An 11,497-nucleotide genomic window follows, 5' to 3' on the forward strand; every position below is an offset into this window, starting at 1 on the left:
ATTGATCCGGCCTCAATGAACTTGACTCAAGCCGCATAGCGTACCGTGGCGTGCTCGAAGTACTTGCGGATGCGCTCGGGCTGGCGTTGCACGCTGCGAAGGTGCTTGGCTGTGGCTTTGGCCAGTTGCAGCTTCGTTCGCGCCGGTGCCAGCTTCGTGACCGCCTGCTTGATATCCGCATTGGCCATCTCATCCGGGTTCAACTCCGGGCTATAGCTCGGTAGGTAGAACACCTCGATGGCATCGGCATGCTCGGCCAGCCAGGCCTTGACCGGTTTGGCATGATGCACCCGCAGGTTGTCCAGGATCAGGAACACCTTCTTGGTCTGTCCCTTGATCAGCCGGCGCAGGAAGTCGATCAGGATTGTGGTGTTGAGCGCCCCGTCAAAGATGCGCCAGCGCATCTGCCCTTTGTTGGTCACGGTGGAGATGACCGACAGGTTGTGGCGCTTGTTGTTGACCCGCACCACCGGCGTCTGGCCCTTGGGCGCAAAACCACGGCCGCGTACATCGTCGCTGCGCAGTCCACTCTCGTCGCCCCAGTGAATTTCGGCTCCCTCGGCCTTGGCCCGCGCGGCAATGGCGGGGTAGTCCTCGTCGAGCCACTTCTTGACCGCCGCCGGTGACTGCTCGTAGGCCTTCTTCATCGGCTTTTGCGGCGTGAAGCCCCAGCGCGCCAGGTACTTGCCCATGGTGCGCACTTGCAGTCGCAGCCCAAAGCGCTGTTCGATGAGTTGGGCCACAGCGGCGCGGGTCCACAGCGCGTAGGGCATCTTGAGCTGATCGGGCGTCTTGTCGGCGATGAGCTTGCGCACCAGGGCCTCCTGGGCGGGGTCGAGCAAGCGGTTTTCGCCGAGCTTGCGCCCGCCAATGGCGTCGTGCAGCGCCTTGGCACCGAGCGCCTCATGGCGTTTGCAGATGTTGAAGACGCCTGTGCGACTCAGGCCGGTGAGCGCGGCGATCTTGTCGTAGGTGTTGCCGGCCTTGCGTAGCCGGATGACCTGAACCCGGCGCTCATGCCGCGCTTCGTGGCTCAACGATCTCATGTCAGTTGCTTGCATGAATCCGAGTTGGGGGCGGTGCAGATAAATTCAAGTGCACAAGGGCCGAATCAATAATGCGCTGCAGCTCTGCTTGGCCGTCGCGGGTCGCTGTCAGCAGTGCGGTGCCGGTGAGGATCTCGGCCGCCTTGGGGTAGTCGGCGCGGCCCTCGAAGGCCTCCTTGCGGATCGCGTTCCACAGGTTATTGACGAGCGCCCGCGTTGGCACCCGCGTGTAGGCGTCCGGGCTGTCCGTTTCATCGTCCGGGTACATCTTGGCGAACTCGGTGTTCAGCCATGCCACCAGGCCTTCGACGTCCAGCGTCTTCGATCCATCGGCATCCGTGGTGATGCGTGCCAGCGCGGCGGCCTTGATCGCGGCCCGCGCCACCGCCTGATTCCCCCCTGCGTATACGTCGCTCACGGCGCCCCTCCCGGGTCATAAACCGGCGTCGGCGGGGTGCTCCACACTTGCACGGCCTGCTTGTAGACCTCGCTGGTGAAGGTATCCAGCGCACTATTGATCGCCCCCGCCACGTCGCCTTTCGCGTAGAACTCTGCCGTCGCGGCGATGAGGTTGGACCGGGCGCCGCCCGCGAGCAGGCCCAGCACCTCGTTCATCTTGTTGGTGATCGCGTCCTTGCTGGAGCGCACCGTGCCCTGGTTGTCGTCCAGCACGGACTCGATGCCGTTCACGATGGTGGCGATCTGGTCAGGCGGGAACATCGTCTCCCCGCCCGGAAGCGTGATGGTGGCCAGCGCGGCGGCGGCGGCCGGCTTGTCGATGCTGTAGGCCCGGCCGTAGGCGTACAGGCCCAGGCCGTAGTGCGGGCTCGATCCGGCCCACGCCGGCGGGCTGGTCAACACGCCCACGTTCAAGCCCTTGAGCATCGGATCCATCACCCAAGACATCACCGTGGGATCCGCGCCGGTGTACGCGTCGCTGATCTGGCCGTCGCTGCTCGCCAGCCGGTAGAGCCGGCCGACCATGAACGGAACCGCCTCCGGGAAGTGCGTCAGGCTCACGTCCACCACGCCGGGCGTGCCCACGCCGGGCCGCGGAATGCCCACCCATTTCTCAGAGAGATTGGCGCGGATTGCCTGCTCCGCCGCGGTCAGCGCCGTCTCGTACCCGCTGTTGCGCTCCTCCCAGGTGAGCTCGTCGACGACATTGACTGTGGCCGCGGGAATGCCGGCCGGCGCAGGCACCCCGACCAGCCGGAACGCGCCGGCCGCCGTGATGACGCTCGTTGGCTCGGACCCGTCCATGGCCGTCATGTACAGCCGGTCCTCGGTGTTGTCGTTGATCTGGCCCTTGGCGATGTTCATCGCCTTGCCGTTCGTGCGCCATCCGGTCGTCAGGTCCGCATGGAAGCCGCCCGACGCTGTCCGCGAGTGGCGGTAGATCGTCTTCGCTCCCAACAGGCCCGCGGCGAGATCCTGGTCAGTGCCGCGCGGCAGGAACTCGCCCACGCGCGAGCTGATGTTCTCGGCCACCATCGCCGCGTCGTCGGGCAACGCACGCGGCGACACGGAGGGGAAAATGCCCTTGAACGCGGTGATGCGCAGCACGGCCATCAGTGGCTCCGCGGAGGAAGTAGCGAGACGAGTTGCCGCGCGATGTGCCGAGCATGCCGCTCCTGCGCCGCAGCGCCTGGATGCACCGTGTCGTACATGTCTTCGGGCGGTACGGGGATGCTGAGCAACTCCACGAAGGTGATGGCGCGCTCGGCGGCCAGCACGCGCAGCCGCTCATCGACCTCCATGTAGAGCGCCCGGATCTCCGGCGTGATGGCGTCGGTCAGCGGCGCGTCGAACGCGCCCACCAGCGCCACGCGCTTGCCGGCCGCCAGGGCGATGTCCACCATGACGGACACGTCCGCGACGATGTCGACCGGCAGGCGCAACGGCCCGACCTCGCCGCCCCAGCGCATCACGATCCAGTCCGCACCATCACGCTGGATCGCCTGTGCGAACGGCTCGCGCGCCCAGGGCTCGCGCCCGTCGAGCACATAGCGGACCATCGTGCCGCCATACGAGCGATCGATGTGAAACGTGCCCGGCATGTGGGACTGAATCCGCGGCACGGTGCCGCCAGCGGTGAGGCTGTCGCCGTAATGGGCATAGACCACCTCGCGCGGCTCAGGTGCCGGCGGCAGCGCGGGCTCTGGCGTGGGAACAGGCAGCACGGGGGCCATGCCCGGCGAGCCACCGCCACCGCCACAGGCAGCAAGCGCGGCAGAGGCGAGGAGCCACACGCGGCGGGTCAACAGGAGCGCGATCACAGAACGATCTCCACAGCAGAGATGAACAGCGCGTCGAGCTGGGCCGATGTCAGGCCCAGGCCAGCAGCCGCTGCCGCGAGGAATGGCGAGTCGCGGCGCCACTCCAGCGTGTCGTGCAACGCGATCTCGGCCAGGGCCTGCTGCGTGGGGTCAGCGATGCCCGCGACGTAGGCAAGCACGCCCGCCCACAGGCCCGCCTGCACGAGCGCCGCCTTACCCTGCGCCCGGGTGACGCTCTCGGGCACCACGGGCTCAGCCTCGGGCTGAGGTGGGCGCACGAAGCCGGAGCCGTCCCAGGTGTCGCCGATGGCCCCACCCTCGCCCGGCACCGAACCCGGCACCTCTGCGGGATCGGCCACGATGATGTTGATCACGACGCCAGCGGCGTCAAGGATTGCTGCTGTGGTCATGGTCATGCCGCCAGGAAAGTGAGCTTGATTGCGCCGTTGGTGCCGTTGGCACCCGCAAGAGTCGTCGTGCCGGCGTGGCCGCCGGCCCCGGGGCCACCGTTACGCGGCGTGGCATCGCCCCACGGCCCAGCGCACCACCCACCCAGATGCCCGTACACATTCGCAGCCCCGCCATTGGCGGCCGACCCACCGAAAAGGCCATTCGGCCCGGGCAAATTGATGTCCCCACCCGTGGCGGTGCCGCCGGGGCCGTTGCCGTTGTTGCTGCTGGACGAGTTCCGTTTGCCGCCACCCGCAATTGCCGTGTCGCCGCCGATGGTCAGTGTGGTGTCTCCGCCGTCGCTGCCGTTCGCAGCCGTGCCGAGAGGCACTCCGGCCGCCCCGGCCCCGATGCTGTAGTTCAGCACCTGCCCAGGAGTGACCTCACGACGGATCAGGAAGTACGCCCCGAAGCCCCCGCCGCCGCCGCCGTTGGTGTTGTTGTTGTTGCGTCCCGATGCACCACCCCCGACCCCCTCGGCCACGATCTCCGTGCAGCCAGGCGGGACCACCCAAGTCGTGCCGCTGGTCAGCCAGACGGTGTAGAGGCGCTTTGCCACCTCAGCAATCTCATCCCACGCCCCATCCTTTCTCGCGTACTGCTTGCCGTCTGAGGGGGCGTCTTCGATCTTGGCGCTGTTCAGGTTGGTGAAGTTGGCATCCACCTCGGAGTTGCTCAGAGGCGAGCCCTTCTCAGCGCGCGTGAGGATAGTCGCCATGGGATCAGCCGTTGATCGTCACGGTCCAGGTCAGCACGATGGTGTCGTCGGCAGCCTTGTTGACCACGCTGAACACCGTGCGCGCGAGCATGTCGCCCGCGGCGCCCGCGTTGAAAACGCCGGCCTCGGCGACGGCGCCTGTACCCACGCCCGGGCCGAAGGTGGCGGTGTAGATCACCTGGTTGCCCGTGCCGCCCGTGCTGTCCAACGCCGCGCGTCCCAGTTCGGCGACCAACGCGGTATTCCCTGCGGCTGCAGCAGTGTTGCCCGAACCCAGGGCCATGTGGCTCATCACGGCAGGCGTGGCGCCGCGCATGCGGCTGGCGATGAAGTTGCGACCAACGGTGACCACGAGATTCTTGATCTCGCGACGCTCCTTCAGCTTGCCGTCTGCACCGATGACGGTCAGCAGCACGTCGCCGGTGGCCTTGATGGGATCTTTGATGGTCATGGGTTGGTCCTCAGAAGGTTTCGGAGTAGCCGACGTAGTTCTCGGCGAAGTAGCTGAAATCGGAGTAGCCCTGCCCGCGGAGTTGGCCGGCATCAGCAGCGGCGGCAGAGTTGGAGACGGGCCGCGCGGTCAGCCGGGCCAGGGAAGCGTTGGCTGTGCTCGCGTCGGCCAAGGCGCGCTGCAGCAGCTTGGCAATCGCGTCCGTTGCGGTGGCGGCATCGCTCAAGCTGCGGGCCACGGCGATCGAGGCGGCGTCTGCGGCGGCTGCCACGTCCGCCAGGGATCGGTGCAGCAGCAGCGCCAGCGAGTCGCTGGCTCCAGCCTCGTCGGCCTCGCCCATGTTCGTGAGGTCGCCAAAGGACAGCGCATCCGTTGCGGTCACGGCATCCCGCACGACCTTGCGGAACACCCGGGCAACTGCATCCAGAGCCTGCGCCTCTTCCGCCACACCTCGCTGCAGGGCGATGTCGATGGCGTCGGCCGCCGCCGAGGCCTCGTTCACGGTGCGCTCCAACACGAAGGCCACCGAATCGTCGGCTGCCACCGCTTCGGCAACCGCCTTGTGCATGGCGATGCTGGTGGCATCGACCGCGGCTGCGCTGTCGCCCAGACCTCGAGCCAGCAGCAGGGCCAGCGCATCGGATGCACCAGCGGCATCGCCCACGTCGCGGCTTCGCGCCATGGCCAGGGCATCGACGACGACGGCTGCGTCCTGCGCGGACAGGCCCAGGCTCTTGGCCAGTACATCGGTCACCATCACGGCGTCCTCGATGCGCAGCAACCGCAGGAACAGGCCCGCCTCAACGGCGGCCCGGATCGGGGCGGCATTGACTCCCGCGCGCAGGGCGGCCGCGTCAATGCTCGCCTGGATGGCGCTGGCCATGATCGTGCCGCGCACGCTCATGGCGCGTCGAACTCCCCGCGCACCGCGAACTTCAGGATGTCGTAGACCGTCTGACGACCGCCGTCGGCGAACGTCACCTCAATCTGCCCTTCGTAGGCGCCTGGCGCAACGTCCAGCGTGGACGGGCCCCAGTCGAACACGACGATTCCAGCCGGGCCGTTCAGCACCGTGCCCACCAACGTGTCCAGCAGGGCCGTCTCGCCGGCACGACGGAAGTACAGACGCGGCGTACCGCCGGTGATGTCTACCGGCACTGCGGGGTCCGCATCACCTTCGTAGGTCAGCGTTGCCCTGAGCTGGGGCCGCGTGTCGCGCTGGACGAGCTTGATCTTGTCGGCCATGGTCAGAACCATTGCGCGCGCACGCGCGGATTGATGGGGGCGTTGCCACGCCAGAGTGCAACTTTGATGCGATCGCACTCGCCCTCGAAGGACTGCTGCAGAATGGGGTCGCCCTTGAGCCGCGCCACCGCGCCGCGTGCGATGGCCTCGCTGTAGCGCTCTGCCAATGCGTCCTCAATGCCCGTAGCGCTGTCGGCGGGGCGCAATGATGCGGTCAGCACCAACTGCTGACCCTGCCCTGGCTGTTCGCTGAACGCCACTGTGCGCCCATCGGACGTGAATACGAAGCGACCGCGGCCATCCCGGTCCCGCCAAACCGCGATGCGGTGACCGTCAAGTGCGGCGGACTCCAGGCGCACCAGTTCCGAGCGGGGCTCCAGTTCGATGTCGTACTCTCGTCCGCTCGCGCTGGTGTAGACCGCATCCAGCGTCACGCGCCACGCGCGCGTGCGACGGCAGAACTCCTGCGCAGCGCGCTTGATCTGGTGTTCCACGGTCGGCTCGGGCAGGCCCAGGCCCACGACTGCAGGCAGCACGTCCGGGAAGAAGGTGCTCCAAGGCTTCACTGGGATTGCGCCGCTGCGGCGTTCGGGTTGTTGCGCGAGCGCGGCGCCACGCCCACCGTGCGCTGCAGTTCGATGCCCAGCGCGTTCGCGAACACCGTGTAGTGCGCGACGGCGCGCTCAGCGTTGCCCGCATACTCAGCATCCTTGCTGTAGGCGCGATACAGCACGTAGTCCGTGAGAGCGTTGCCGTAAACGTCGTCGCACGGGATGTCTCCGGTGACCGCCGAAAGCTCTGCGCCCTCGGCCGGAACCGTGGCCAGTGCCGGCTCGGCCGCGTAGTTGATGATCAGGGACGCGGTCGAGGTCGCTGGCGGGTACACCCAGAAGGACCGGGGCTCACGCTCGTCGTACATGAAATGCACGATCTCGGCCTTCTGGGGCAGCGAGTGCCATGCCGGGATCTGCGCATCCAGGATCTCGCGGTTGCACAAACGCACGGCCTTGCCGCTGGAGTTGCGCTGCACGTCGATCAACTTCACGCCGTCTTCCGGCAGAAGTTGCTTCGTGCCGGCCACGCAAACCATCGTGGCCGACTTGTTGAATGCATCCGGTCGATGCAGCATCACCTCGTTGAGCGCAGCGTTGTACCAGCGCACAAGCTCAGGCACCGGCCAGCGGATGCTGGTGGTGTCCTGCAGGATGTCGATAGCGCGCCGCAGCACGAGGGACACTGGCGTCGCCACGGCTTACTCTCCGCGCAGGCCCTTGGCCAGCAGGAGGCGCAACTCGCCAACCGGGGTGCTGTTGCCCTTGGGCAGGTCAACGCCGTTCGAGGCGGCGAAGTCGCGTACCTGCTTGGCCGTCCAATTGGACAGGTCGATGGTCTGGTCGCCGTTGGTCAGGATCAGCGGGTTCTCGGGCTCCGCCGGGGCTGCGGCTGCTTCGGCGTCCTTCTTCGCCTGCTCGGCTTCGATGACGCGGCGCGTGATCTCGCCTTGGATCAGGGCTTCGCGGTCGTCATCGTCGTTGTCGTTCCACTCGGCGATCTTGAGGCCCGAGCGCTTGAAGGCCTCGGCCACGATCTCGCCCAGCGGCACCGGATCGGCGCCTTCGGTGATCGTCACATGCGGCGGCTGCACATCCGAGCCCTTGAGCAGCTCGTCGGCGTCGTCTTCATCGTCCGCCTGGGCTTGCGCCTGCACCTTGACGCCTGCTATCGAAGTGCTCCCATCCGGGTTGACCGTCACTGGCAAGGTGTGCGACTGGGGCGCCGAGTGCCCCGCCGCCGGCGCGCCGGAGTATTCGCGATAGGCCTCCGGGATCGCCAGGAGACGTGCAACAGCGCGCTCGTCTTCCACGGTCGCCACGCAGTGGCCCTGTGCGTTGGGGGCGAACACGTAGTTCAGCCCGAACAGTTCGACGGGGGTCGGCTCCTTGCGGCGGTAGGCGTGGATCTGCATCTTGCGCTCCTGGGGGATGGGGCTGTTGGGGTAAGAAAAGAGGGGCGCCACCTCGCAGCAGCGCCCCTCGCACACACCGGGGCCGCGGTTGGTCAGCCTTTGAGGTGCAGGACAGCCAGCAGGGTCTTGCCCGAGCCGGCGTAGGTGGCGAAGGCCGCGGTCACCTTGAGGGCGATGCGGCGGGCCGTGGTGGCATCAGCAGCGGCAGCTGCGCCGGCCGTCGCGCGAGCGATCGAGCCGCCCGCCGTGCGGCCGAACTCCAGGCCGGCTTCGTAGACCGTGGCCAGGTCGGTGCCGGCGGCGTTCTCGACGCCCAGGCTGAACGTGGCCGTGGGCGTGGCGTTGCTGTCCAGCTGCGGCGCGATCAGGTCGTAGTCGACCAGCTCGACACCGGGCGGCAGTTCATGCAGCGCGATGATGTCGTTCAGCGCCACCGCGGCGGGCAGCACGACCGTGATGGGCACGAGCGTGATGCACGCGCTGGCCGGTTGCGGGACCGACTTCTTGCCGGTCCATTGTTCGGAGAGGATGCGGGCCATGAGGGGACTCCTTGAGGTTGAGCGTTGAACCGGAGATGCGCCCGGCCGAAGCCGGGCGCGCCTCATCAGGCATTCGGGTCAGCGCAGTAGGTGTCCATCGCGACCACGCCGAAGTCGCGCACGGTCTGGCCGTCCTTGGACTTGTAGGTGGCCTTCTTCACGCCCAGGATGGAGTGAGTGCCGATGGCGACGCTGTTGCCGTGGTCCTTGGTTTCTTCGGTCCAGCGGTAGCGGGTGCCGCTCTCGTTGTCGCCGTAGGCCACGAAGGCGGCTTGCGAGCCCAGGAACAGGGCACGGGCGGCAGGCAGGTTCGAGCCGGCGCCGTAGTTGTTGAAGCGCACGACGTTGCGGTGCTTGTGCAGGATCACGTCGTTGTACATACCCATGGCGCCGGTGAAGATGGGGTTCTTCGCGCCCTCGGCAGCAGCGGCGGCCTTCTGGATGTCCAGCCAGCCGCCGGTGCCCGCATCCTGGCGCAGCGAGTCGGCCTGGAACGTGTGCATCAGGGCGACGTAGTGGTCGCCGCCCTCGATGTTGATCGGGATCATCGACAGCTCGTCGGTGCCGTCCCCGCCCATCGTTTCGGACTTGGCCACGGCCTTGTCGATGAGCCGCAGCTTGAAGCTGTCGGCCGCCGTGATGGAGGCCGCCGACGTGGCAGTGCCGCCGTACATCTGGTGCATGGCGTCCGGGGCGGTCAGGGGGTTGACGGTGAAGAACGGGTTGTTCGCGCTCCACACGTAGCCGCCCTGGGTGCCGCGTGAGCCCGACAGGTAGATGAAATAGAGCTCATCCATGAGGCGCTTCCACCAGTCGGTGTGAGCGCGCTTGGCGTCCGAGCGCAGGTTGCGCAGGGTGCGCTTCTTGGACATGCGCGAGCCCAGGTCCGCGCCGCCGCGCACTTGGTCGATGCGCAGCCGGTCGGTGAAGTACTTGAGCGGCTGTTCCTTGCCGTCGAGGGTCTGGTCGCCGATCAGCGGCTCCATGTTCATCGGCATCAGCAGGTCAACGGTGACCTCGTCGCCGGCGCCCGATTCGAGATCGTCGATGCGCTGGATGGGCAAGCGGGAATCCTTGCCCTCGCCGATGAACTTCTTGGCCCAGTAGCTGGCCTTGTTGATGGCCACCGCCATCAGCGAGGACCACTTCTTCACTGCTTGGGGATCGTTGACCCCGATGAACGTCCGCATAGACGCACTCCTTCGCCTTTCGGCATGGAGCACGTCTTGCGCTCATAAACCGGGTGTGGCCCCCGGTGGCCCTGGCTCCGCTCCCAACGTCGTGCGCGCGTCTGCGGAATCAGTGGAGGAAGCCTATATCACGATTGCGGGATTTCAAGGGGGGTCGGTGCCGGCCCCTCGTCGTTCGCGGCCTGGCGCGGCTTGTCGATGACCACCGCCTCCTGCAGCGTGAACTTGAGGCGCGCGCTGCGGCCGCTCTTCTCGCGCAGGCACACGGTCAGCCGGCCGCCATCGAACGAGATGCACTCGTTCACCTTGAGGTCACGGATCAGGTTGATGGTCTTCGACATGCTCAGGCGCCCAGGTATTCCTCTTGCTCGGCGGGCGTCAGGCGCGCGAGGGCGCGCTCCAGCTCGGCCGGGTTCTCGATCGCGTCGAGATGCGCGAACTTGTTGCCAGCCACCGAAGCGTCGGCTGCCGCGGGCGTGTTGGCCAGCGTCGTCGGCAGTTCGCTGCGGTTCACCGGCGGGCGCGGGCCCTTCGCCGGAACGGGCGCAGCCGCAGGCGCGGCCGGCGCTGCAGAGGCGGCCTTGCCGTGGCGCATCAGCATGACTTGGTGGGCCTGGCGCAGCGCCTCCTTGCTGTTGGCGAGGTTGCCCGGCGTGTCGGCGATGCCGCGGCCCAGCAGCTCCTTGCTGAACATCGCCACCAGGCCATCGAACTCCTTGCCCGCGTCGCTGGTCGGCGAGTAGTCCAGGCCGGCCGCCTTGGCATCCTTTGCGGTGCTGGCCCGGTCGGTCGCGTACTGGCGCACCATGACGCGCATGTCCGCCTCGGCCGCGGCGCGGTCCGTCGCCTCGGCCAGCAGCAGCTTGTCCAGGCCGGCGCGCACCTCGGCCTTCACCTTCCCGTGCTCCTCGGGCGTGATCTCGCCGTCCATGAGCTTCTGCAGCGATTCGTCCTCGCGGGCGTTCAGGGCTTTGCGCTGGTCCTCGATGTCGTCGGGCGTGGCGCGCGGCGCGGTGGGCGCCGGCTCTTCGGGCGCCTCGGGCGCGGGCGCCGGGGCGGGCTCGGCTGCCGGCGCAAGAGCGGGCGCAGCAGGAGCCGCCGTCGCCGCTGTGGCCGCTGCCGCCGCCGCAGCGGCATCCTCTTCCGCGTCGGTCTCGGCCTCGTCGCCGCCCGGCGCTGCGGGCGCTGGTGCTTCTGCCGCTGTGCCCGCGGTCTTGCCGAAGGCCTCGGCGATGTCGCCGTCGGCGTCGTCTTCGGCTGCCTGCAGCAGGGCTTCGCGCTCCGCGGCGCTCAGGCCGCGCAGGTCGTCGTCGTTCAGGTCGATGGTCATGAGATGGGCTCCTGGTTCGAATGGCTTACGAGCTGTGCACAGGTGTCAGCTGCTGCGTGGTGAGGCGGTTGAGGTCCACCGTCACCCGGACGGCGTTGTGATCCATCCGGTGGTCGATCACTCGCCCGGGCTGGATCGTCCCGTTGCGGAACTCAATGCGATTGGTCAACTCCTGCAGCACGTCGTTCACGACATCGGCCTTGTATCGGTCGCCGAGGCCCGTCACGGTGATGTCGATGCTGAGCTTGAACTCGGAAGCGTTGTCTTGCGTCATGGCGTCTTG

17 protein-coding genes are annotated in these 11,497 nt (G+C 67.5%); all 17 read right to left on the reverse strand.

All coding sequences use genetic code 11. From position 1 onward, the window contains the following. Nucleotides 1–26: 26 nt before the first annotated feature. Entirely contained in the window at nt 27–1,061 is a 1,035-nt protein-coding gene (locus LG388_RS21725) for an IS630 family transposase (RefSeq protein ID WP_225781239.1), read from the reverse strand. Then, complete coding sequence (locus tag LG388_RS21730; RefSeq protein ID WP_225784656.1) at nt 1,048–1,464, reverse strand: hypothetical protein; 417 nt, start codon at nt 1,462–1,464, stop codon at nt 1,048–1,050. The genes LG388_RS21725 and LG388_RS21730 overlap by 14 nt, the downstream gene beginning before the upstream one ends. After that, a complete protein-coding gene (locus LG388_RS21735; RefSeq protein WP_225784657.1) occupies nt 1,461–2,618 on the reverse strand; it encodes a hypothetical protein in 1,158 nt (385 codons plus the stop codon). Before LG388_RS21735 ends, LG388_RS21730 begins: the two co-directional genes overlap by 4 nt. Further along, complete coding sequence (locus LG388_RS21740; protein WP_225784658.1) at nt 2,618–3,325, reverse strand: SGNH/GDSL hydrolase family protein; 708 nt, start codon at nt 3,323–3,325, stop codon at nt 2,618–2,620. The genes LG388_RS21735 and LG388_RS21740 overlap by 1 nt, the downstream gene beginning before the upstream one ends. Continuing rightward, entirely contained in the window at nt 3,322–3,735 is a 414-nt protein-coding gene (locus LG388_RS21745; RefSeq protein WP_225784659.1) for a hypothetical protein, read from the reverse strand. Before LG388_RS21745 ends, LG388_RS21740 begins: the two co-directional genes overlap by 4 nt. A 2-nt stretch (nt 3,736–3,737) precedes the next feature. Continuing rightward, on the reverse strand, nt 3,738–4,493 hold the full coding sequence (locus tag LG388_RS21750) for a phage neck protein fibritin (protein WP_225784660.1): 756 nt from the start codon (nt 4,491–4,493) through the stop codon (nt 3,738–3,740). Between the two features lie 4 nt (nt 4,494–4,497). Further along, nucleotides 4,498–4,944 (reverse strand): phage tail protein, encoded by a 447-nt coding sequence (locus LG388_RS21755; protein ID WP_225784661.1) that lies wholly within the window; start codon nt 4,942–4,944, stop codon nt 4,498–4,500. 10 nt (nt 4,945–4,954) lie between these two features. Then, nucleotides 4,955–5,848, reverse strand: coding sequence for a hypothetical protein (locus tag LG388_RS21760; protein ID WP_225784662.1), 894 nt, complete (start codon nt 5,846–5,848; stop codon nt 4,955–4,957). Then, nucleotides 5,845–6,189 carry a phage baseplate upper protein gene (locus LG388_RS21765; RefSeq protein WP_225784663.1) on the reverse strand — a complete coding sequence of 115 codons (345 nt, stop codon included), beginning with the start codon at nt 6,187–6,189 and terminating at the stop codon, nt 5,845–5,847. Before LG388_RS21765 ends, LG388_RS21760 begins: the two co-directional genes overlap by 4 nt. Nucleotides 6,190–6,191: 2 nt before the next feature. Next, nucleotides 6,192–6,755, reverse strand: a complete 564-nt coding sequence (locus LG388_RS21770; protein WP_225784664.1) for a hypothetical protein — start codon at nt 6,753–6,755, stop codon at nt 6,192–6,194. Then, a complete protein-coding gene (locus LG388_RS21775) occupies nt 6,752–7,438 on the reverse strand; it encodes a DUF6682 family protein (protein ID WP_225784665.1) in 687 nt (228 codons plus the stop codon). The genes LG388_RS21770 and LG388_RS21775 overlap by 4 nt, the downstream gene beginning before the upstream one ends. A gap of 3 nt (nt 7,439–7,441) precedes the next feature. Continuing rightward, complete coding sequence (locus tag LG388_RS21780) at nt 7,442–8,155, reverse strand: hypothetical protein (protein ID WP_225784666.1); 714 nt, start codon at nt 8,153–8,155, stop codon at nt 7,442–7,444. A 92-nt stretch (nt 8,156–8,247) separates the two neighbouring features. Next, nucleotides 8,248–8,694, reverse strand: coding sequence for a hypothetical protein (locus tag LG388_RS21785; protein WP_225784667.1), 447 nt, complete (start codon nt 8,692–8,694; stop codon nt 8,248–8,250). 65 nt (nt 8,695–8,759) lie between these two features. Further along, nucleotides 8,760–9,884 (reverse strand): N4-gp56 family major capsid protein, encoded by a 1,125-nt coding sequence (locus LG388_RS21790; RefSeq protein ID WP_225784668.1) that lies wholly within the window; start codon nt 9,882–9,884, stop codon nt 8,760–8,762. Nucleotides 9,885–10,012: 128 nt separating this feature from the next. After that, the gene (locus LG388_RS21795; protein ID WP_225784669.1) at nt 10,013–10,225 is read right to left on the reverse strand and encodes a hypothetical protein; all 213 of its coding nucleotides are present in this window, start codon (nt 10,223–10,225) and stop codon (nt 10,013–10,015) included. 2 nt (nt 10,226–10,227) lie between these two features. Further along, entirely contained in the window at nt 10,228–11,214 is a 987-nt protein-coding gene (locus LG388_RS21800) for a hypothetical protein (protein WP_225784670.1), read from the reverse strand. A gap of 25 nt (nt 11,215–11,239) precedes the next feature. Continuing rightward, nucleotides 11,240–11,488: a hypothetical protein gene (locus LG388_RS21805; RefSeq protein ID WP_225784671.1), complete on the reverse strand. Its 249-nt coding sequence runs from the start codon at nt 11,486–11,488 to the stop codon at nt 11,240–11,242. Between the last annotated feature and the right edge of the window lie 9 nt (nt 11,489–11,497).

Origin of the sequence: Xenophilus sp. Marseille-Q4582 (assembly GCF_916700565.1) — a bacterium.
In the GTDB taxonomy this organism is placed as follows: domain Bacteria; phylum Pseudomonadota; class Gammaproteobacteria; order Burkholderiales; family Burkholderiaceae_C; genus Xenophilus.